This window comes from Haloimpatiens massiliensis, assembly GCF_900184255.1.
GTDB classification, from domain to species: domain Bacteria; phylum Bacillota; class Clostridia; order Clostridiales; family Clostridiaceae; genus Haloimpatiens; species Haloimpatiens massiliensis.
In genome coordinates this window covers 1-23,008 of sequence record NZ_LT854635.1, presented here as the reverse complement: position 1 = coordinate 23,008, position 23,008 = coordinate 1, and the positions used below count along the sequence as shown (strand labels likewise).

The 23,008-nt window shown below is 30.1% G+C and carries 20 protein-coding genes, 1 tRNA gene and 1 rRNA gene; 5 read left to right on the top strand and 17 right to left on the bottom strand.

What is annotated here, in order from left to right; all coding sequences use genetic code 11:
* Nucleotides 1-40 precede the first annotated feature (40 nt).
* The 3 genes from C1715_RS00965 to C1715_RS00955 are packed head-to-tail and all read left to right on the top strand — an operon-like array spanning nucleotide 41 to nucleotide 2,786.
* Complete coding sequence (locus C1715_RS00965; RefSeq protein ID WP_242971860.1) at nucleotides 41-1,450, top strand: sensor histidine kinase; 1,410 nt, start codon at nucleotides 41-43, stop codon at nucleotides 1,448-1,450.
* Nucleotides 1,447-2,115 (top strand): hypothetical protein, encoded by a 669-nt coding sequence (locus C1715_RS00960; RefSeq protein ID WP_102398817.1) that lies wholly within the window; start codon nucleotides 1,447-1,449, stop codon nucleotides 2,113-2,115. Before C1715_RS00965 ends, C1715_RS00960 begins: the two co-directional genes overlap by 4 nt.
* A 17-nt stretch (nucleotides 2,116-2,132) precedes the next feature.
* Complete coding sequence (locus tag C1715_RS00955) at nucleotides 2,133-2,786, top strand: response regulator transcription factor (protein WP_102398816.1); 654 nt, start codon at nucleotides 2,133-2,135, stop codon at nucleotides 2,784-2,786.
* Between the two features lie 14 nt (nucleotides 2,787-2,800).
* Here C1715_RS00955 and C1715_RS00950 read toward each other — a convergent pair whose 3' ends face one another.
* The 7 genes from C1715_RS00950 to C1715_RS00920 form a co-directional block, all read right to left on the bottom strand.
* A complete protein-coding gene (locus tag C1715_RS00950) occupies nucleotides 2,801-3,706 on the bottom strand; it encodes a sensor histidine kinase (protein WP_102398815.1) in 906 nt (301 codons plus the stop codon).
* 19 nt (nucleotides 3,707-3,725) lie between these two features.
* Entirely contained in the window at nucleotides 3,726-4,478 is a 753-nt protein-coding gene (locus C1715_RS00945) for an ABC transporter permease (protein WP_102398814.1), read from the bottom strand.
* A complete protein-coding gene (locus C1715_RS00940) occupies nucleotides 4,471-5,391 on the bottom strand; it encodes an ATP-binding cassette domain-containing protein (RefSeq protein ID WP_102398849.1) in 921 nt (306 codons plus the stop codon). Before C1715_RS00940 ends, C1715_RS00945 begins: the two co-directional genes overlap by 8 nt.
* Before the next feature lie 82 nt (nucleotides 5,392-5,473).
* Nucleotides 5,474-6,175, bottom strand: a complete 702-nt coding sequence (locus C1715_RS00935) for a response regulator transcription factor (protein WP_102398813.1) — start codon at nucleotides 6,173-6,175, stop codon at nucleotides 5,474-5,476.
* Nucleotides 6,176-6,402: 227 nt separating this feature from the next.
* Nucleotides 6,403-7,392 (bottom strand): biotin--[acetyl-CoA-carboxylase] ligase, encoded by a 990-nt coding sequence (locus tag C1715_RS00930; protein WP_102398812.1) that lies wholly within the window; start codon nucleotides 7,390-7,392, stop codon nucleotides 6,403-6,405.
* A gap of 168 nt (nucleotides 7,393-7,560) precedes the next feature.
* Nucleotides 7,561-7,992 (bottom strand): dUTP diphosphatase, encoded by a 432-nt coding sequence (gene dut / locus C1715_RS00925; RefSeq protein WP_102398811.1) that lies wholly within the window; start codon nucleotides 7,990-7,992, stop codon nucleotides 7,561-7,563.
* Between the two features lie 134 nt (nucleotides 7,993-8,126).
* Nucleotides 8,127-8,807 carry a CPBP family intramembrane glutamic endopeptidase gene (locus C1715_RS00920; protein WP_102398810.1) on the bottom strand — a complete coding sequence of 227 codons (681 nt, stop codon included), beginning with the start codon at nucleotides 8,805-8,807 and terminating at the stop codon, nucleotides 8,127-8,129.
* Between the two features lie 116 nt (nucleotides 8,808-8,923).
* On the opposite strand from C1715_RS00920, the gene C1715_RS00915 reads away from it, so the two are divergent.
* Nucleotides 8,924-10,117 (top strand): MFS transporter, encoded by a 1,194-nt coding sequence (locus C1715_RS00915; protein WP_180963950.1) that lies wholly within the window; start codon nucleotides 8,924-8,926, stop codon nucleotides 10,115-10,117.
* 758 nt (nucleotides 10,118-10,875) lie between these two features.
* Here C1715_RS00915 and C1715_RS00905 read toward each other — a convergent pair.
* The 8 genes from C1715_RS00905 to C1715_RS00870 form a co-directional block, all read right to left on the bottom strand.
* A complete protein-coding gene (locus C1715_RS00905) occupies nucleotides 10,876-11,499 on the bottom strand; it encodes an HD domain-containing protein (RefSeq protein ID WP_102398807.1) in 624 nt (207 codons plus the stop codon).
* A gap of 181 nt (nucleotides 11,500-11,680) precedes the next feature.
* Nucleotides 11,681-12,634: a zinc-binding metallopeptidase family protein gene (locus C1715_RS00900; RefSeq protein WP_102398806.1), complete on the bottom strand. Its 954-nt coding sequence runs from the start codon at nucleotides 12,632-12,634 to the stop codon at nucleotides 11,681-11,683.
* Nucleotides 12,635-12,953: 319 nt separating this feature from the next.
* The gene (locus tag C1715_RS00895; RefSeq protein ID WP_102398805.1) at nucleotides 12,954-13,952 is read right to left on the bottom strand and encodes a M42 family metallopeptidase; all 999 of its coding nucleotides are present in this window, start codon (nucleotides 13,950-13,952) and stop codon (nucleotides 12,954-12,956) included.
* Nucleotides 13,943-14,983 (bottom strand): M42 family metallopeptidase, encoded by a 1,041-nt coding sequence (locus C1715_RS00890; RefSeq protein WP_102398804.1) that lies wholly within the window; start codon nucleotides 14,981-14,983, stop codon nucleotides 13,943-13,945. The genes C1715_RS00895 and C1715_RS00890 overlap by 10 nt, the downstream gene beginning before the upstream one ends.
* Before the next feature lie 193 nt (nucleotides 14,984-15,176).
* Nucleotides 15,177-16,322: a mechanosensitive ion channel family protein gene (locus tag C1715_RS00885; RefSeq protein ID WP_242971859.1), complete on the bottom strand. Its 1,146-nt coding sequence runs from the start codon at nucleotides 16,320-16,322 to the stop codon at nucleotides 15,177-15,179.
* Nucleotides 16,323-16,756: 434 nt separating this feature from the next.
* Nucleotides 16,757-18,253 (bottom strand): glycine betaine uptake BCCT transporter, encoded by a 1,497-nt coding sequence (locus tag C1715_RS00880; protein ID WP_102398803.1) that lies wholly within the window; start codon nucleotides 18,251-18,253, stop codon nucleotides 16,757-16,759.
* Nucleotides 18,254-18,555: 302 nt separating this feature from the next.
* Nucleotides 18,556-19,866 carry a betaine reductase selenoprotein B gene (grdH, locus tag C1715_RS00875; protein ID WP_102398802.1) on the bottom strand — a complete coding sequence of 437 codons (1,311 nt, stop codon included), beginning with the start codon at nucleotides 19,864-19,866 and terminating at the stop codon, nucleotides 18,556-18,558.
* A 12-nt stretch (nucleotides 19,867-19,878) separates the two neighbouring features.
* Nucleotides 19,879-21,204 carry a glycine/sarcosine/betaine reductase component B subunit gene (locus C1715_RS00870; RefSeq protein WP_102398801.1) on the bottom strand — a complete coding sequence of 442 codons (1,326 nt, stop codon included), beginning with the start codon at nucleotides 21,202-21,204 and terminating at the stop codon, nucleotides 19,879-19,881.
* 647 nt (nucleotides 21,205-21,851) lie between these two features.
* On the opposite strand from C1715_RS00870, the gene C1715_RS00865 reads away from it, so the two are divergent.
* Entirely contained in the window at nucleotides 21,852-22,505 is a 654-nt protein-coding gene (locus C1715_RS00865) for a TetR/AcrR family transcriptional regulator (RefSeq protein ID WP_102398800.1), read from the top strand.
* Nucleotides 22,506-22,672: 167 nt separating this feature from the next.
* Here the strand turns inward: C1715_RS00865 and C1715_RS00860 are convergent.
* Together C1715_RS00860 and rrf are read right to left on the bottom strand one after the other, a co-directional pair.
* Nucleotides 22,673-22,748, bottom strand: a tRNA-Lys gene (locus C1715_RS00860).
* Nucleotides 22,749-22,758: 10 nt separating this feature from the next.
* A 5S ribosomal RNA gene (gene rrf, locus C1715_RS00855) occupies nucleotides 22,759-22,875 on the bottom strand.
* Nucleotides 22,876-23,008 lie beyond the last annotated feature (133 nt).

Here is a 23,008-nt window from a genome sequence, read left to right as displayed (position 1 = left end):
TGATAAGATGAAATTTTGGAAGAGAATATTTATATATTCAATGACTTTATTCCTTATACTATTTAACGGTGCTGGAATATTTATTATTGAAAATATACACAAAAGAGGTATTGACAGAAGTATAAAAGCAGCTCTAGATGAGCATAAAAGTGTAGAAGGAATTTTATATCTTAATGCAGATTCTTCATTAGATAACTATACATCCACCAATAGTACATTAAAAGATTGGGTAAATTTAATAATAAGCAGCTATGTTTTTAATGTTCAATCAGAACCAAGTTTTGTAGAAATATATGATAATAATAACAGCTTAATTTTTTCTAATTCACAATTGAAGTTAAATACCTCTAGACCAGAAATAATCAATTCAAAACTAAAAGAGAGGTCTTTTATAATAAGACAAGTTAATGATAAACGTTACCTATTTATTACCTCGAAATTTAAAATTCAAAATACCACTTTAAACTTAGTATTAACAAAAAATATTAATTATTTATATACACAACGTATTGAAAACTATCAACTTTTTATGATATTAGATATTTTTATAACACTATTGCTTGCACTTGGGATGTATTTTATTTCAAAAAAAGTTACAACTCCAATAGTACATCTTAGTAAAACATCCAAAGAAGTGGCACAAGGTGATTATACTAAAAGAATATATGTTAAAAATAGAAAAGATGAAATTTCATCTTTAGCTAAAAACTTTAATATTATGATTGAAGCTATAGAAGAAAATATTCAAAAGCTTACGGATTTAAATGCTTCGCAACAAAGATTTATTGACAGCTTAACACACGAACTTAAAACACCTCTTACTTCTATTATTGGATATTCAGATTTATTAATTAAAGGTAATATAAACGAAGAAGTTAAATTTAAAGCCCTAAGTTACATAAATTCAGAAGCTACAAGATTAGAGAAATTAAGTCTTGCATTATTAAAATTAAGACTTATACAACAAGAAAAACTAATTTTAAATAATGTTTCTATAAATACATGTATAAATACTGCCTGTAAAACCTTAAGTTATAAAATAAAAGAAAGTAATATAAATTTAAAAGTTAATATACAGAACTGTACTGTTACTGGTGATTCACAACTAATAACAATTCTCTTAATAAACATTTTAGACAATGCCATAAAAGCTTCTAATAATTCAGGTATTATTGAAATTACAGGTATTTTAAATAATGAAGACACTCAATATACTTTATCTATAAAAGATTATGGCATAGGTATCCCTATGAATGATTTATATAAAATAAAAGAACCTTTTTATATGGTAGATAAGGCCAGAGATAGAGCTAAAAATGGTGCTGGGTTAGGATTAGCTTTATGTAATGAAATATGCAGTATTCACAAAATAAATTTTGACATTAATAGTATAGTTAATGAGGGTACTACTGTATTACTAACATTCAATAAGGAGAATATTGTATTATGAAAAAAGAATTAAAACTACTTTTACTTATATTGATTTTACCCTTAATATTATGTAGCTGTGAACTTCATTTAAATTACTATGAAGATAAACTATATTCCGAAAAAAATCTTATTACCCTTAATAAAAATAATAAATTAGACAGTACAAATGTTTTCACTAGAGAAAAAGCCATAACCAAAGCTATTACTGTTTTTAATAAAGGCTTAGGTGTTAATATCGATAGAAATAAATTTTCGGAATTTATTCAATTGAGTAAGAATGAAATTCCTCCTGATTTTACCGAATACATACTAAAATGGCAAATCACTTGGATTGATCCTGATAGCAAAATTAATTATCATTGTGAAATTGCTTGTAACAATGGAGAAATACTGAATATAGAATATTCTTCTAATGAACGCAATTATGAAAAAATAGATAAAGAACCTAACCTAAAGGAATTAATTGGTATAGCTAATCCCCTATTTTCACAACTAAAAATTGACATTAATGATTATAAATTAAATGACCATGGATTTACTACTGTATTTAAATATGGTGATTACAATAAGTACTACTTATTAAGTTTTAATAATCGTTATGACTATAATAAATCTTTTTTTATATTAATTAATTATAAAAATAAAAAAATAATATCATTTAAAAAGGGAATAGATACAAAATAATTATGGAGGAAGAAGCAATGAAAAAAATTTTAGTAGTGGAAGATGATGCTCCTATTAGAGACTTAATATGTATAAATCTTGAAATGGTAGGATATAAGGTATTAAAAGCCTCTGATGGTGATTCAGCAAAAAAAATTATTGAAAGTAATCAATTAGATTTAATCTTATTAGATGTTATGCTTCCCAAAATCGATGGATTTACTTTAATTACAAAAATTAAAAACAGAGGAATTCCTATTATATTTGTTACAGCCAAAGAATCTGTACTAGATAGAGTAAAAGGGCTTAGATTAGGAGCAGATGATTATATAGTTAAACCATTTGAAACAATTGAACTCTTAGCTAGAATAGAAGTGGTATTAAGAAGATACGGCAAAGAAGATGATATAATACAATTTAAACATTTAAATGTATATACAGAGCAAAGGATAGTTAAAATTAACAATAACATAATTGAACTTACACCAAAAGAATATGATCTTCTAGTATTTCTTCTACAAAATAAAAATATTGCACTTACTAGAGACCAAATCCTAGAAAAAGTATGGGGATTTGATTATGGCGGCGAAACAAGAACTGTAGATATTCATATTCAAAGACTTAGAGATAAGTTAAATTTGAAAGAGAACATTAAAACTATATTTAAAGTTGGTTACAGATTGCAAGATTAATTTCACATTAATAACTAATTTATGTTTTTCCACTTTATTGTTATACTAAATTTGCTCTCTTTAAGTTCTGAATAAATACTATTACCCATTTTATCAACCAATGACTTTGTTATAGCAAGGCCGAGACCTGTATCTTTCCCACTTCTAGTGCGATCTGCAGTGAAAAATCTTTCAAATAAATGACTTGCATCTTCCTCACTTAGGTATAAAGCATCATTAGTAATAGTTGTAACTATAACTTCCTTCTCCTGCTTTAGTGATATGTGTACAAACTTCTTTGCATATTTCAATGCATTCTGAATCAAATTAGAAATTATTCTTCTTACTGCATTTTCATCAGCAATAATAAGTTTTGCTTTTTCATCTATCTGAACCATTGGCTCTATACCTTTATTTACAAAATCATAATAGAAAGCTGCCATGGTATCACACAGTATATTAGATAAGTTCAGCGCCTTAAGCTCAAGTACATACTCATCAGATTGGAGCCTCGATAAATCGTAGAATTCTGATATCAAAATCTGTAAAGAATTTGTCCTATTTTTTATTACGTCTATATACTGTGTCCTTTCATCATCAGATATATGTTCATCCTCCATAAGCTGTATATATCCCATTATAGACGTAAGAGGAGTCCTTAAATCATGAGATATGTTTGCTATTGCCTGCCTAAGCTCCAAATCCATTCTTTTATATTCTACTTTAACCTTTTGTTTTTCCTCTAAATTTTTATTTATCTGCAAAACCAAACTCTTCAAATGCTTATTGCACCAGGATAATTTTATCTTTGAATTAGTATTAGATTTATTTATCACGTGCAGTTGTTCATTTATATTCTTAATCTCTTTACAAAATAAAACATAAAGGGTGACAAAAATTATCACCAGTACTATAAGAAAATTTGTAATAATCCACTGCATGTTTTGTCACCCATCCTTTCTAACTAATTTCTTTATTTTTTAAATATACTAAACTTAAAGCGGTAAAAACTAATGTATAACCTATACCTATTAAAATTGCCCAACGTATATCTTCACTAGTAAGGCTAGGTTTAGCCAAGTTGCCTAATTGAATTGTAATAAGAAAATCATAGGCATATTTAAATTTATCCCAAACTAATTGTGAAAGTATAGCAATTATCTTTTTTAAAAATAAAAATATCATGGCATATGAAAAGCCCAGTATATTACCACTATTACATACAAAACCCATAAAGGTACCTACTGCTATAGTTCCAATCCAAAGAGGCATAGCTACAAATAATTTGGTTATAAACTCCCCTAAAATACTTATAGAAAAATTAGGTCCAGTTCCAAATAAAGCTAATCCACTACCTAAAAACGTAATTAATATAATACTCCATGATAAGAAACAAAGTATAGTTCCCACTATAATCTTTGATAAAACTAATTTATTTCTTGAAATACCAAAACATACAATATTTTTCAAAGTATTATTTTTATTCTCTTCTGATATGACTATGTCAATAATCCCTACTGCTAAAAACACTGGTAAAATAAATAAATTAGGAACTATACTCAATAATTCAGTAAAATTAATAAAATTATAGCCCTCCTTTACTCCCATAATTATATTTAATGCTAGTGCTATAATAGCCACTCCTCCTGTATACACCCAAAAATACAATCTATTAAAATTTCTATAAAGCTCTGCTTTTATATAATTAAGCATGATATCCACCTCCAATTAAATTTATAAAGTAGTTCTCTAATTTATCACCAACTACATTACAGGAGGATACCATTACTCCATTCTTTACAAGAGCCTGCACTACTATTTCAGGTTCATTTATATATTTATATAGCCTTATTTCATTTTCATTTAAAACCTCGTAATCATTACATTTTAAATCATTTTCAATTACAACAGTAGCATTTTCCTTATTCTTAACCCTAATTGATACACATTGCCTGCATTTTTCTTTTAATTCTTTTGCTCCTATTTGCTCTATAAGTTGTCCATTATGTATGAAACCATAAACCGTAGCAAGCTGGGAAAGTTCTTCTAATATATGGCTAGATATTATTATAGTAGTACTTTTTTCTCTGTTAAGTTTTAATAAAATTTCTCTAAATTCTACAATACCCATAGGATCCAGTCCATTTATAGGTTCATCTAGAATAAGTAAATCTGGGCTTGACATTATACTAAGAGCTAAACCTAGCCTCTGTTTCATACCAAGGGAAAATTTCTTAAACTTCTTGCTTCCTACATCATGAAGTCCTACAATTTTAAGAGCTTCATCTACACATTCCTTTTCTGGAATTCCTCTTTGAATTCTGTAATACTCTAAATTTTTCTTTGCTGATAAATATGGAAAGAAACTTGGTGTTTCTATTATACATCCAGTTCTCATTCTAGCTTTATTTAATCCATTTTCGGAAGTTTCACCAAATAACTCTATCTCCCCATTAGACTTTATTGTATTTCCACTTATCATTTTAATTAAAGTAGTTTTACCCGCTCCATTCTTACCAACAAGACCATAAATATCTCCCTGTTTTACATCTATATTTATATTATTTACAGCAGAATACTTATGATATATTTTTGTAAGATTATTAGTTTTAACAACTGTTTCCATAACTATTTCAACCTCCTTTTCTTTATAGCTACATATTAAAACATAATTTACAAGATAGCTTAAAGAAAGTCTTAAGAAAGTCTTAAGTTTTATCACTCATCTTAAAACCAATACCCCATACAGTATGAATATATTCTGTATGCTTATCAATTTTAGATATTTTTGCTCGAAGGTTGCTTATATGAACATTGACTGTATTATCATCGCCTATAAATTCGTCATTCCAAACATGCTGGAACAAATTAGCCTTTGTAAACACCTTGTTAGGATAAGTCATCAGAAGCTCTAATATGGAAAATTCTCTTGAGGTAAGAGGTATTGTTTTTCCCTTAAGTGTAACTTCTATTTTTTCTTTATCCAAAACCAAGTCTTTATAAACTACTATATTTTTCTTTTCAATATTGTTAGAGAATATCATGTAGCGTCTTAACTGAGCTTCAACTCTTGCCACCACTTCATTAATATCAAAAGGCTTTGACACAAAATCATCTGCACCGAGTTTTAATACTTCTATTTTAGTATCTTGCTGAAGCTTTGCAGAAATAACTATAATAGGCATGGTCTTAACTCTTCTTATATACGAAATAAGTTCTTCACCACTGACACCTGGTAACATCAAATCTAGCAAGACCATTTGAAAATCGTACTTTTCAAGACACATCCTTCCCTCTGAACCTGAATAAGCGCCTGTTACCTTGTACCCTTCCTTAGTAAGTATTTTACACAAAAGATTATTTATATCCACGTCATCTTCCACAACCAATATACTTATATTATCATTCATGTCCCCATCACCACTTTATTTATAATATTATTAACTTAACCTTTGCACATAACTTTCAAGATATTTATTTCATATGTACTTACCATCTTTATAACTAGATAAAAAAAATAATTATACTTTTATATATGAATAAGTTAAATTATTAATTATTTCTAAATTACGTTTCACATTAATATTACCATAATTTATCGTATTTCAAACAAAAAAATATGGGCTGTAGACTAAATTTAGTCCACATACCCATATATTCCTCTAATAGATACTTCCCCAGAAATAATTTTTTCTTCTTTTCCATCTTCATGACTTACAACTAATCTACCTTCTTCATCTATGGTTATTGCTTTAGCTTTTCTCACTTCATTTCTTCCTATAATCTGAATTTCTTTCCCTAATAATATAGACTTTTCCCTACATATAGCTAAAGACTTCTCTATATCTCCCTCTTTTACAAAGCTTTCATAAAGATTTTCAAAATTATTAAGTATTTTCCCTACTAGGGCTTTTCTATTAATACTCTTACTTTTTTCTATCTTTAAAGAAGTAGCTATGTCTCTAAGCTCCTTTGGAAAATCCTTTTCTTCTAGATTCACATTTATACCCATGCCTAATGTTACATAGTTTATCTTGTCCAGTTCTCCGCTCATTTCTGTTAAAATTCCACAAACCTTTTTACCTTCTACAACTATGTCATTAGGCCATTTTATATAACCTTCTATTCCCATTTCCTCTATGGCCTTAACTGCTGCTGCCGCTGCTACTTGAGTAACCATACAAACTTTAATTGGATCTATATCTGGTCTTAAAATTATGGACATCCATATACCCTTATTCTTAGGTGATGTCCAATTTCTACCCAATCTCCCTTTTCCCTGGATTTGTTCTTCGGATATTATAACAGTCCCCTCTGGCTGCCCCTCTACTGCTAACTCCTTAGCTTTGGTATTTGTAGAATCTATAGTCTCAAAATGTACTATATTTCTTCCCATATATTTTGTATGTAAGTATTCATCTACTTCCTCTTCTGTAAGAGTATCTGGAGATTCTACTATTCTATATCCTTTTCTAGACACAGACTCTATTTTATATCCTTCTTCTCTTAAACTGTTTATATATTTCCAAATTGCTGCACGAGTTACTCCAAATTCCTTGCTTATATCTTCCCCTGAAAGAAACTCCATTCCTGAGTTTTTTAAAAGATGAAGAATTTCTTCTTTCATTTAATCACCTTCCTTGTAATATCTCGTGTATATCCCTTTGACACTATAGTATATACTAAATACACCACATATATATACCCATGAATTACTTTTTACCATCTAATTTACAATTACTCTTTAATATACAATATATATTCAATCTACTTAGATTTTAACATTCTCTAGGTTCTATATTCCTGTAGAACCAAATCCACCCTCGCCTCTTTCAGATGAGACTAGCTCCGAAGTTTCCTCTACCTCTACCAAAAATACAGGTTTAATAACCATTTGAGCTATTTTCATACCTTTTTCAACCTTAAAAGAATTTTTCCCGTGGTTTATTAATATTACACCAATTTCTCCCCTATACCCTTCATCTATGGTACCTGGAGTATTTAAAACTGTTATGCTGTTTTTTAGTGCAAGGCCACTTCTAGGTCTTATTTGAGCTTCTGTGCTCTTTGGTAATTCTATACTTATACCTGTATGTACAAGCTTTGTTTCACCAGGTAATATGTCAGTTTCATCTACTGAAAATAAATCTAATCCCGCATCTCCCTCATGAGCATACTCTGGCATTTTTGCATCTTTATCTATTAGTTTAACCTTTAATTTATACATAATATCTTCCTTTCTCTATATGCCTTTATTTATATTTACTTTTTTATATGCATTTTACTTAATTATTCATTTCTTCAGCTTTGACAGCTCTAAAATTGCAATTACCTCAAAATACTGTATCAAAGTTAAGGTAGTTATATTATACCAAACATCCTCATTCCAATTAACATTATAGCTGCATCTGCTAAAATATGAACTATCCATGAGTTGAAAAAATTTTTAGATTTTGTATCTATATAATCAAATATAAATCCTATTGTAATTAATCCAAATAATGCTAATAGTATTAATTTTATATCAAACCATGTTCTAAAAATAGCTATATGGTACAGAGCAAAAAGCAATGACGAAAACAAATATGCAGTTTTTTTAAGATTCATTTCATATAAATTTAAGAATATAAATCCTCTAAAAAAGAATTCTTCCAAAAATGAATTTCCAAAGGTTATGTAGGCCGCCACAAATAAAAAATTAACCGGCGTTACCTTAGATTTGTTTTGTAATTCCTGAGAAATGCTCTGCAGATTAATCACATCTTTTAATATAAAATAGGTAACTAAAATTATTATAAAGCTTATACTCCCTAATATAATACCAATTTTAATATTGTTTTTATTTGTCTCTTTACATCTTAAAGAAGTGATTATATTTGATTTTTTATATAGTCTCATGTAAATATATGGTATAATAGTAAACACTACTATTTTTGCAATTGTCTTGGTTAAATAATCTACCTTCATTACCTGCTCTACATAGTACATGAAAAAACAGGCTATTACGGAACTTATGAGTATGTATTTATATTTTTTATCCATAATATACTCCTCCCTAATTATATTATATCATACAATTTTTTTAAAATATAGACTACAATTATACAAAATTTACCTATATAATTATAAGCATGTTACTATTTAGGAGGGGGATTTTTATGTTTAAAAAGATATTGCATAATAAAAACTTTCTACTCTTAACTACAGGCTCCTTTATCTCGTCTATAGGAGATTATTTGTACAACATTGGAATAACAATTTATCTTTATAACGCCACAAAATCTATAGGTTCTATAGCACTTATGTGGCTTTCTAGAGGGGCTTTAAGAATTCCAGTACAATATCTATCCGGTATAATTGCAGATAAATGCAATAAGAAGAGAGTCATAGTACTTACTAACTTAATTAGCGCACCCATTGCTTTACTTTTTATATTTGTTAGCAGCAAAAAACTATGGCTTGTTTATCTCTTAGCTTTTCTTTTACAGTCACTTAATGATATGGATATGTGCTCTGAAAATGCTATTCTTCCAAAGCTTGTTTCAAAAGATCATTTATCTTACTGCAATTCAATATTTTCATTTTTAGAATCTATAAGTATATTTTTATCGCCTGCTATAGGAGGACTTATTTACAAATTTATAGGAACGGACTTTTTGTTTATAATAAATTCCTTAACCTTTTTAATATCTGGCGTAACTTTTTTATTTATAAGATATAATCATGAAAATGAAAAAATTTACTCTGAAAAATCAGGTATTTTCAAAAGTGGCCTAGAAGGTTATAAAATTTTATGTAATTATTCCATAGTTAAAGGTATGTTCTTAATTTCCTGCCTTTATGGAATAATGGGTAGATTTTACGAAATATTCAAAGTAGCTGTGTCCGACACACTTTTAAATATGAATGCTGAAGGAATCATATATTTCGACTATGCACTGGCCATTGGTGGACTTTTAACGCCACTTTTTATAAAACTATTTCATAAACATAAAGATTTCAATATTTATATAAGCACTTCTTTATGTATAAGTTTTGCATATATTGTATTTGGTTTTTCTAAAAACTATATACTTACTTTACTTATCCTAGTGATATTAGGACTAACTTGGAGTATACAAGGTGTCTATTCTAAAACTATAATACAAAAAAATATCCCAACAGAATACTTAGGCAGAGTGTTTTCTTTCTATAAAATACTACTAACGTTCTTTGCCATAATAGGTATCTTAATATCCACCCCAATGTATAATAATATTGGCATAGGTATGTCGTTTTTAGTGCTCTGCAGTCTTTCAATTTTACTGTGTGTATTTTTTACTTTTAACTCTAAAGTACATTCAAATAAATAACAAGTCCGTATGCTAGTCTATTTTGCATCATACTTCGTCAGCAGAACCCGCCGATAGTTCTTAGCGGCGGGTTCTGCTTCCTTGTCTAACACAAAATATACCAGCATCTTTCACTTGCTATTTCTTTTCATGTACCTAAAAGATATTCATAATTTCAGAAAATCATTCCACCACCTAATAATAGTTTGAATATTGCGATAACTATTAAAATATGATAAGCTGTTAAAGATATGTATTTTTGTAATGCTATACAACCGTATGGAGGTGGTTTTTTGAGCAAATTATTACGAAAATGCCTACTCCCTAGTATTATAGACACTATTTTAATATTTTTTATGTACGAGTGGCTTTTTAAAAAAATTGAATTATCTATTATGGTCTGGTTATTTATTTTTATAGGTGTTTTTGCTTATATGTACTTAGCTGAATTTTATATTTCCAAAGAGGCAAATATATTAAAAAGAATCTTATTTATAGGATTAAATAATTTAATACTACTCATAACCGTATGCATGCTTCATAAAAAGTATACGTTTTATGAAATATTAGATACCTCTAAACTTTTCATAATGGTATTTACATTTGAAACAGTGCATATTCTTTTAGAGAAAAAAAGAAAGAATAAGAAATATATTTATACCTAAAAATCGTTTTGATTATTTGAGAGCTATGAAAAAAGTATGGGCACTTAATTTACCCATACTTTTTATTTTTAATATTAAATTTTTAATTTTAGATGCTACACTAATAATGAAAATCTAAAATTTAAATGTATTCTCCACAACTCCAGGTAATACGGAATATACGGATTTACCCATGAGATTTTCAAAGTGATCCTTTATGCTAAAAATAGCCTTCCACTTTGGAATTATATAATTATTTAAGCCATGACGAAGTGCTACATCTATAAGCCTTTTTTCCATAAGACAACATCCATCTGGCAATGCTAAGGCATCGCAGAATTGAATTAGCTTATCATAATCGTGAAACTCTTTGTTCTCCACATAATTCTTTACAAATTCATATTCTTCATTAGAGCAATCCCATTTGCCAAATACAGCCCTCGTATCTTGATATGGAAAGGAGTGAGTAATGCATATTCTAGAGGGAAGCTCATATCCTTTTTCCTTTAAGAATTTATATCCATCTATGCTATGCCTCATACTAGTTACCCCATATCTCCTGCCTATATCATGAAGCAGCCCACATACTAAAGCAACTTCTTCATCTAAATCTTCACAGCTTTTAGCTATTGCCTTAGCAGCTTTGCCCACATTAATAGAATGTTCAAACCAAGGTCCTGGATTTAATTTATTGGCCTCCTCTAAAAGTGCCATAGCTTCTTTTTCCGTAGGTATTTTGCCAAAATCTACATTTTTCATTGTCAATTCCCCAATCTTATATTTTTTATCCATAATTTTAAATTATTTATTGCCCGCTATTGAATTTGGGATTGTTAATTTAGAATTATCAATTTATATTTTTGAGCTTTAAATTATAAATTTTATACCTCATCTTTAATTTTCAATGTCAATTTGGGTTTTAAATCCTGATCTTAAATTCTTAGTTTAGTATTCCACTTATTACTTTTATAGTATCTTCAATATCCTTAACATCCATAACTTCTGATGAAGAATACTTGTATCTTAAAGGTATTGATACAACTCCTGTTCTTATGCCGCCAACTTCTTTGTGTATCTTTCCTCCGTCAGTATTTTCTCTAGTAATTCCATATTGAACTTTCACAGAAGCTTTTTCTGCTGATTCATCTAGTAAAGTTTTAACTCCAGCGTCTATTATTAAGCTAGCATCCATTATGCTTACTACCGGTCCATGTGAAAGCTTAATTCTTCCATCTTCGCCTTTAACATCATCAGCCTTTATACAATCTAAAACTACACAATAATCTGGCTCTATAGCATAAGCTGCAGCTCTTGCTCCTCTTCCCTCTAATTCCTTTTGTGTAGAAAATACAAAATAGTATTCCTTATTTAAATTTTTCACTGCTTTTATAGCCTCAAGAAGTGCATAGCATCCTGTTCTATGAAGATTTGGTCCAGTAACTTTTCCATTTATTTCTGTTAAATGACCTGTAAAGCAGGCTACCTCTCCTTCTTTTACCCCTTTTAGTGTTTCTTCTCTACTACTTGTAAATACATCTACATATAGATCTCTTTCTTCAGGTTTTTCCTTAGAAGCACATAATCTTCCCTTTGCTCCACTTTGGAATGTAATCATTCTTCCTAGTGAATTTTTATAATCTGTATTTCCAACAGTACCTACTCTTACAAACCCATCATCTTCTACAAAAGTAGTCATAAATCCAGCTGCGTCCATATGTGTACATATCATGACTTTTTCTGAACCTTGTCCCATTTTTACAATTAAGTTACCTAGCTTATCTTCTTTCATTTCACAATTTACATCTTTAAGTTCTTCTTTTATTATTTCTTTTACTTCCTTTTCCTGTGCTGCAACACCAAAAGCACCTATTAATTTATTTAAAAGTTTTTCCATATATTTTATTTAGCAAGAGGCCTATTACATCTCCTACTAAAAATTCACTTCCTTTCCCTATATTCTTGGATTTCTCAACATTCCTTAACTCATTCATATTTTTAGCTTATTAATATTCACTGACTTCTTCATGTTTATTAAATTTCTATATAATTCATAAATCACTAGTCACCATTTATAGATGTATTACTTAAACCTTTGTCATGGACAGCAATAATAAAATAGATATAACTTAAACACTTTGTCATAAATATCAATAATATAATAGATATAACTTATCCACAATATAAAATATTTTTCTGCATTTATCCACAAATTATTATAAAGTTTTTAGATATTCCTCCATTAACTTTACTGTATTTTCGTAATCATCTAAGCTTGCTACGGATACAGAAGAGTGAATATATCTACAAGGCACTGACACTGTAGCAACCTTTGCTCCGTCTCCTACAGTATGGATAGCACCTGCATCATTACCTCCAGCTATAGCTCTTCTTCTTTGATGGTTTATGCCCTTTTCCTCAGCAACTTTTATAATGGCATCAGTTATTTCATTATTGAATATACTAGTCCTATCCATTATTGAAATAGCAGGACCTTTTCCTATTTCTGTAGCCATTAAATACTTTGGAACTCCTGGCATATCCGCACAAATAGTTCCCTCTAATGCTATACCTATATCCGGCTGAATATTGTAAGCTGACACATATGCTCCTCTATCTCCAACCTCTTCTTGAACATTAAATACTCCATAAAGGTCACAATTGTAATTTTCCTTTAATATTTCTATAAGCACTGCACAGCCCATTCTATCGTCAAAGGCTCTTCCTTTTACAAGTCCTTCACCAAACTTTGAAAACTTAGTATCAAATATAGCATACTCTCCTAGCTTTACTACTTTTTTAGTTTCTTCCTTGGAATTTGAACCTATATCTATGCAGCACTTGTCATAAGGCACTGGCTTTTTTCTTTCATCCTTATCTTGAAGATGTATTGGCTTAAGTCCTATAACTCCTGGAAGCTTTTTATCTCCTATAAGTACCACTTTTGAAGGTATTATCTTAGGATTTATACCACCAAGAGCTCCAAATCTTAAAGTTCCATCATCATTATATCCAGTTATTATAAAGCCCACTTCGTCCATGTGAGCATCTACTACAACTTTAGGTCCATTGCCCTTTTTATGTGCAATTATGTTTCCCATATTATCAACTTTTACATCATCTACATAATTTTTTATTTCTTCTTTAATAATATTTCTAACTTCTCCTTCATAACCTGAAGGGCCTACTGCATTACACAATTTTTCTAGAAGCATAGCAATCCCTCCACTTCTTCCTCTTTTATTTCCTCTATAAACTTAGCTATTAGCTTTCCTGTATTTTTAATGTCTTCCATATTAGCTACTTCCACTGAAGTATGCATGTACTTTTCTGGAATAGATATTAAAAGTGTAGGTATTCCACCTCTAGTTACTTGTATATCCCAAGCATCTGTACCTGTGCAACCTGGCTCTATTTCTACACTATATGGTATTTTATATTTATCAGCTGTATCCATGATCCTTTGTCTAAACTTAGGATGAATATTAGGTCCTATACATATACAAGGTCCATCCCCTATGGTTCCTTCTTTGTCTTTAATTCCCATAGGTCCATTATCAAAAGTTACATCAATTGCTATAGCCATGTCTGGGTGTATATCATAGCTGGACATTTTAGCTCCTCTATGACCTACCTCTTCTTGGCAGGAGCATACAAAGTAAACATCTAAATCATGCTCTACATTGGAAAGCTCCTTAGCACAAGTGTACATAGCTACGATAGCAGCTCTATCATCTATAGCCTTGCAGCTTACATTATTATTTAAAAGTTCATAAAAATCTCTTTTTAAAGTTACAAAATCACCTATTTTAACAATTTTCTTTAATTCTTCAGTAGAATATCCTGTATCAATAAGAAGCTTATCTGCCTCCACTGCATTTACTCTCTCTTCTTCATTCATAAGGTGAGGCGGCTTTATGCCTATAACCCCCTCTATAGTTTCCTCCCCATGAATTACAACTTCTTGTGAAACTAAAGTCTTTGCATCTATTCCTAATGGTTTAAATTTCAAAAATCCTCTTTCACATATCTCTGTTATATTTAAAAATACTTCATCCGCATGTCCCATAAGCATAATACTTTTATTGCCTTTGCCTTTTTTATGTACGTAAAGGTTATTTAAATTGCCTTCTTTTATCTCCCCATATTCTTTGAAAGCCTCTTTTATTTCTCCATGAATCCAATTTTCTCTTCCACTTGGTCCATGAGAAGTACAAAGATTCCTTAGTAAATCTATTTCCCTCATGCTTAAACCTCCTTCTTTCGTCTACAGTTTATACTTTTCATATTTGTAAAAAACCTTACTTTTCATATTTCTACACTTCATTCCTATTTCCTTTATTAATTTAGAAAAGGTTTGCGGTTTTAATAAAAATAAAGTCATGCACTAATATAAGCAACTTTGCCTTATATCAATACACGACTTTAATTTTAATTTTTTACTTTTCAGCCTTGTCTTCCATCTCATCTTTAACTTTATCCTCTATATACACACTAGTACTAGGGAAAGCCATGGAAACACCATTTTTCTCTAATATTCTCATTATTTTAAAGTTTATATCCTCTTTTATCTCTAAGTACCTAGATAATTCAGGTGTATTTATGTAAAAATTTAAAAATATATCCAAGCTGCTGGGTGCAAATTTATCAAAATTTACTATCACAGACTCTCTATTTACCCAAGTACTATCTTTTAACATCTTTCTTATTTCATCTACAGATTTTTTAATCTTCTCCACTGGAGTATCATAAGTAATTCCCACATTAAAATTAACTCTTCTTTTTACCCTTCTATTCCAATTAGTTATAGGCTGATTAGCTAAAGTAGAATTTGGCACCACAACTAGTCCCTGTTCAAAAGTTCTTACCCTTGTGCTTCTAAAGGATATATCCTCTACAATACCTTCTACACTAGGAGTATATATCCAATCCCCTATATTAAATGGCTTATCCATAAGTATCACTATGCCTCCAAATATATTAGCTGCAGCATCTTTAGCTGCCAGTGCAAAGGCTAAACCTCCAAGTCCCAGTCCTGCGATAAATCCTTGTATATCATAACCCCATTTTTCTATAACCATTATAGTTGCAAAAGCAACAATCAAAAACCTAACTATTTTGGCCATAAAAGGAAATAATATTTTATCTAAATTAAGATCAAATTTTTCTCCCATTTTATCAAATAATATTGATGAACCTAATGTTAAATTATAAAGTCCCCAAGCTACAATTATAATTATTGATGAGCTAAAAAGCTTTTGCATAAAAGGAGACACCGCATATCTGCTTCCTAATAAGTTAGCCCGCAAATAATATACAGAAGAATAAATCCCTAAAATTAAAAAGAACATGCTTAAAGGCTTTTGAAAAGCTGTAAATATCTTAGAATTTAATTCCGCCTTTTTTTTGCTAAATATTTTAAGCATTAAATTTAGCAAATGCTTAGAAAATATCTTTCTAAGTACCATAAAAAACAAGAATATTATAAAAGCTATACCTATTATTTTTAAAGTATCATAAGAAAAATACTTACTAAGTCCCTGAATTTTTTGAATAAATGCATTTATAGATAGAATAGACTCCAAATTCTCACTTCCTTTTCATTAAGATATACTCTAATATAAATTAGTTTAAATATCTGTGCCGTAAATATAATTGACAATACTTTTTTAAAATAAATTTATTATTTTTAATTAATACTATTATCTTGTTATATTTGAATTATATTTTAACACATATATTTATATTTTTTAATATACCATTTTAAAATACTAATGATGCAAAAACACACCCTTAAATAAGAGTGTGTTTTCACGTGTTTTAAATTTTTTAGAGATAGTTTTATTTTTTAGGTTTGATATATTATTAAAGTAGTTCACTAACATAAATAAAGTCCTTGATTTCAGATGGAGTTTTTACTCCATTTGAAACTTAGAAATTGTTATCCAGTGGCTTAAGTATCGTTTTCTATCACTTTGATAGAAGATATAAATATTACGTTAAGTAGCCATCAGATGAATTAAATTTTTTCTTCTCTTAATGCCTTCACAAGTGATATACATGCAAATATCATTACAAATATAAATGGGAAAGCTGCTGCTACAGAAGCTGTTTGAAGAGCTTTTAACCCTCCTGCAAATAAAAGAGCCGTAGCAAGTAGTGCTTGCACAAGTCCCCATAATATTTTTTTGCTATTACTTGGATTTAAATCTCCTTCTGAAGTAAACATTCCTAATACAAAAGTAGCTGAATTTGCTGATGTTATAAAGAAAGTACATAGTAGGAATACTGCTACTAGTGAAACTATTACTCCCATTGGATAGTTTTTCATTACTGCAAATAAAGCTGTTTCTGGTTTTGCTGCAATAGCCTTTAATGCTTCTAATTTTACTTTACCTGTAATTCCAAGATCCATTCCTAAGCTTCCAAATATGGAAAACCATACAAAAGATGCTATAGATGGGGCTACTATTACTCCCATTACAAATTCTTTTATGGTTCTACCTTTGGATATTCTAGCTATGAAAGTACCCACAAATGGTGCCCATGCTATCCACCATGCCCAATAAAATATTGTCCAACCATTTAACCATGAGTTGTCACCAAAAGCATTTATACCTAAACTATCCTGTATAAAAGTTCCTATATATGAACCCATACCATTAGTAAGGGAATTTATCATTTTTAATGTAGGTCCAATAAAGAAAGATAATATAATTAATAATGCAGCTGCCCATAGGTTAATATCTGATAATAATTTTATACCCTTTTCTATACCACTCACTGCAGTCCATATAAATATAGCTGTTACCACACTTATTATAGCTAACTGAACTAGCTTTGTTTCTGGTATATTAAAGATATATTTTAGTCCGCTGTTTATCTGAAGTGTACCTAATCCTAAAGAAGTTGCAACTCCTGCTACTGTAGCAAAAACAGCTAATATATCTATTAATTTTCCTATAGGTCCATTAACTCTTTCTTCTCCTAATAAAGGTATAAATATACTACTTATTAGACCTGGTTTATTTTTTCTAAATTGAAAATACGCCAAAGCAAGACCTATTATGCTATAGTTTGCCCATGGGTGAAATCCCCAATGCTTAAATGAAACCTTCATGGCAAAATCAGCAGCTTCTGCTGTGCCAGGTTTTATTCCTGGAGGTGCTACAAAATGTGATAATGGTTCTGCAACTCCCCAGAAAACTAATCCTATGCCCATGCCTGCTCCAAATAACATAGCAAACCATGAGGCTGTGCTAAAATCAGGTTTTGAATCATCTGGTCCCAACTTTATTTTTCCATATTTACTAAAGGCTAAACCTACGGCAAATATTACGAAAAATAACATTGACATTAAATATGTCCATCCAAAATTTTCAGTCAAAAATGAATATATTGAGTTGGCTGCATCATTGAACTTGTTTGGAATTGTAATACCCAATAAAACAATTGCAAATGTTATAACTAAGGAAATATAAAAAACTTTATTATCTTTAGCCTTTGACTTATTCATTTTTTACCCCCTTGTAATATAATAACTACCCTACCTATATGCCTTATAAAAATAACTTAAAAGTTATTATCCAGTGACCTATCTACCGCTCCGTGCCATTGTTAGGGGATGACACTTACGGTAGATAGTCATAGGATAAGTTCATAAAACTAATATTACCCTGATATTCTACTAATATTCTCTGAAAAACCTATCCCACTATAGATTTTCAGTTCATATAACTATATTTTTATATTTATATGATATTGTAACTGCTAAATTTAACTTTTGATTAGTTCATAAAATAGCTTTCTTTTATGATACTAAAATTTAACTTTAAAAATTGTTTGTTCCTCTACATCTGTAGCAAGTGCATCTAATGCTACTCCTACTCTGTGATAACGTAATTTCCATTGCTCTTCCTTAGTAGTTGCTGGATCTCCCAATGGATATGGTATTGATATAGTTGGAACTATTTTGTTTGATCCAACAGTTTTTGCAACTGGTATTAAGTTAGCCATTTGAACTACAGGGAATCCTGCTCTTTCTATTTCTTTAACCATCGTTGCACCGCAACGAGTACAAGTTCCTCATGTAGAAACCATTATAACTCCATCTACATTAGCTTCCCTTAAGTATTCTACTATTTCTTTAGCCATTCTAGCCGCTTCAGCCTGTGTAGTACCTGTTCCTACTGTTGAATAGAAATAGTCATGAAGCTTTCCTATTTTTCCTTCCTTTTCATATGCTCTTAAGGCATCTATTGGAGTAATTACATCTGGATCTGCATCTGCTGCTGCAGGGTCAAAACCAGCATGTATTGTCTTGAAAACTCCACCCTTTAAATCATCTACTCCAGCAATGTTGTATCTACCCCATCTAGTAGCTGATGCTGATTGAATTCTATCTGGATTATCTACAGGTACTATACCACCTGTGTTTACTAGAGCAATAGTTGCTTTACTTAAATCCTTTATAGCTGGTGCTATAGGGACTCTATCTGCCTTTGGAATTGGAAGTTCTGTATTAAACTCTTCCCCATTTAATTTCTTAATAAGCATCTCAACAACTCTCTCTGATGCTGGTTTTGCATCAGAAAGCCAAACTTGATGTCTTATACCTCTTTCATAATATCCTTCTTCTTCAGCACTTAATAATTCTTCACCTTTTAATATTTTGTTTCCAAACTTAGCCATAGCTTTTATATCTGCTCTCATTTTAGCTGCACTATGTCCACCTTTGAACACGTACATTTCTTTTCTGAACATTTCTACTCCAGGATTTTCTATATGCATTGAAGTTATAACGGGTACATTAAATTTTTCCTTTACAGCCTTACATATATGACCACAAGCTGCTCCATATCTTCCTGCTTGGAATGCTGGTCCTGCAAAGAATATGTCAAATTCTAATCCTTCTAATTCTTTTATTATTCTCTCTACTGCTTCCTCCTGATGGGAACCCATAAAGTTATCTCCGCATATAACTGTATGAGTAACCTCTGCTTCTAGCTCAGCATTAAGCTGCATAGCAGGTCCTACTAATCCTTCTCTTACTTCTGGTTCAAAATCTGCTTTATCTTCTCCACCAATCTGTCCAAAGAATTGGTTTACATACAATATAGCCTTTTTCACTTGAAACACCTCCTAGTATTCTTTCATAGTCTTAGGTGACCATCCTATTACTTGGTCTCCACAGAACATTGCGTTATTTTCCATAATTATTGATCCATCTGGTCTTACAGAAGGTCCTAATATTTCATCTCCTGACCATCCTCCAGATAATCCATCTCTTCCTAATGCCTCTAACTCACCTAATACTGTTTCCATTGGAGGTAATTCTATAAGTTCTGAAACGTTACCACAAGAAACTATAGCATTTGCTTTTTCATCTAATGTAACAAGTGGTTGAGAATTTCCATCTCTTCCTGTACACTCATTTGTTATTCCTACAGTTTTAACTCCTGCATCTTCCAATGCCACTATACAAGCTATAAAGTCAGCATCTGGGTTTCCATATCCTTCTTCTGCTACTATTGCACCATCTGCTCCAAGTGATTTAGCCATTTGTGCTACAAATAGAGCTGATCTTTCTTTTTGCTCTAGAGCAACATTTAAGTTTGACATTATAACTCCTAAGAAGTTTATAGATTTTCCATGCTCTTCATATAGTTTCTTTATAGTAGGACAGTTTTGAAAATCATATGTTGCCCACTTAGATGAACATGGCATAAAACTACCAGAAATAATAGCTCCATCTAAAACTTCATTTGGATGCATAAATGTAGGCACCATTCTATTTGTATCCCAACCATATAGTAAATCGTTATATCCTAACTCTTCCATTTGAGATTGTGGCTGCATTACATACACCATTGAAGGTAATTTTTGTACTTCTTCACTTCTCTTAATCACTGGTTCTAACTCGTATGTCTCTAATTCTTCAGGATTTAAATCCTTTACACATTGAGCAACAAATTCTGCAAGCTTATGTCCTGCCATTCTTAATGCTTTATTTTTCTTTTGTTGTTCTCTTTTTTCAAATTCTTCATCTGTATCTGCTACAAGAACTATATTTTTTAACTGAGAGAAGTATGTGTATTTAGCTCCTTCTCCACTCATATCTATTAATCCATCTTGGAATCCACCCCAGTGTTTACCCACAACTATAACTGAAGTTCCTTTTAGTGCATGTGTTTTTCCATCTCCTGCTTGAGCTAATTCTCCAGTGTATCCAGGAAATAGAGCTCTTCCATCTGGTCTCACTCTAGGCTCTATAGCCTCTTTAACAGGAACTAATCTTACCTTATCCCCTGGCTTTACAATATAAAGCTCAGCTTCTGTTATGTGCTCATCCTGCATTACAAAATCCAAAGCCTCTTTTTTGTTGATTGTTAAAATTCCGTCATTATATGATGTCTTTTCACCAAAGACAACATCTTTCACATAAAAGTTGCCTATTTCTAATTTCATTTTTCTGCACTCCCTTCATTTTTTATACTACCCTAATTTGTTAATTAATAAGTTTATTAATATTTAAATTACCTTAGAACCATGCGGATTCTTGTTACTTTTTATTGTTATACATAACTTTTTATTACTTTTTGTTACTCAGATTATATCATAATCATGATTATATATACAATCGGATTATCTGATAATCATGATTATATTTTCTAATAATTGAGTATTTTCAGTATATGCCGCTTCATAAATTGATGATTTTTATACTATTTCTTAATAATTACTAAAACTATTCTCATATTTAAATTTTAAATTACAGATTTGCGGTAAATTATGTTATAATAAATTGGTCATAGGCTAAACATCATCTACTCATAAAAAATATAAAGCTTATGTATATGTAATAAACATTTTAGGTGCCAAATTGTAATTTTACCTTCATATTTTTTATTTTCACAAAATATCATTTATTCTATTCAGTTGCGTAAAACAATCATAATGTTATTGTTTTAATTTTAGCTATATTTATACTACCTTTACTTTATCTTTTACATGTTTAATTCTAAAAATAATATGATATATTCTTGTAACTTATGGAATATAGGAGCTTTAATATAATCATATTGAAATAAAATTTTAATTTAATGGTGATAATAATGATAAAAAAAACTTTACAACAAAAAAGAATGATGAGCTATTTTATTGATGCAACAAACCAAATAATCCAAATGGATGGTATAGAAAATGTTACTATTCGAAAAGTAGCTGATATAGCAGGATATAATAGCGCCACTTTGTACAACTATTTTAAAAATCTAGACCACCTTATACTATTTGCTTCAATGAAGTATTTAAGAGAATATGTCGAAAACCTTCCAGAATACATAAAAAGAGCAACAAATTCTTTAGATAGGTATTTTTTGATATGGGAGTGTTTTTGTAATCACTCTTTTAAAAGACCTAAAATATACAATTTAGTATTTTTCTCTGAATTCAGTAATACTTTAAATGATACTATATCAGAATACTACTCAATATTTCCTGATGAATTAGCAGATTCATCCTTAAATTTAAACTCCATGCTACTTGGGAATACATTATATAAGAGAACTTTATCTATTATAAATGATTGTGTAAAAGATGGGTTTATATCCGCTGAAAATGTACATGAAATAAATGAAATGTCTATTTTAATATATCAAGGCATGCTTAATAAAATATTAAGTAAGAATCCACCTTATACCGTAGAAGAAAGTATAAATAAAACTCTAAAATATTTTAAACAAATAATAAAATCTTATTCCAAATAACCTTTCTTTTAGATTTCAAAATAAATTTCAACTACTGAATGTCATCATAAAACTCTAACATTGTTTAAATGTGTAATTATATTTTTAATAGCAACTTTCTATCGAAAGAAGAAAGTTGTTATTAAAAATATAATAAAAAAACGTACCTCTGAACGAGATACGTTTTTTGGTGATCTACCGGGGAATCGAACCCCGGACACCATGATTAAAAGTCATGTGCTCTACCGACTGAGCTAGTAGATCAAAATAAACAACCTGGCGACGACCTACTCTCCCACAGGGCTTCCCCTGCAGTACCATCGGCGCTTTGAAGCTTAACCGTCCTGTTCGGAATGGAAAGGGGTGTTACCTTCAAGCCATAATCACCAGATGCTATAGTTCTTAGGTCTTTAGACCTTAGAAATATAGTACTCCTCAGCTCTGCTGAGCGAGTTTCCTTTAAAAGAACTTATTGTTCTTTCAAAATTGCACAGTGTGGAAAATCTTTAGTTAATTAATTTGAT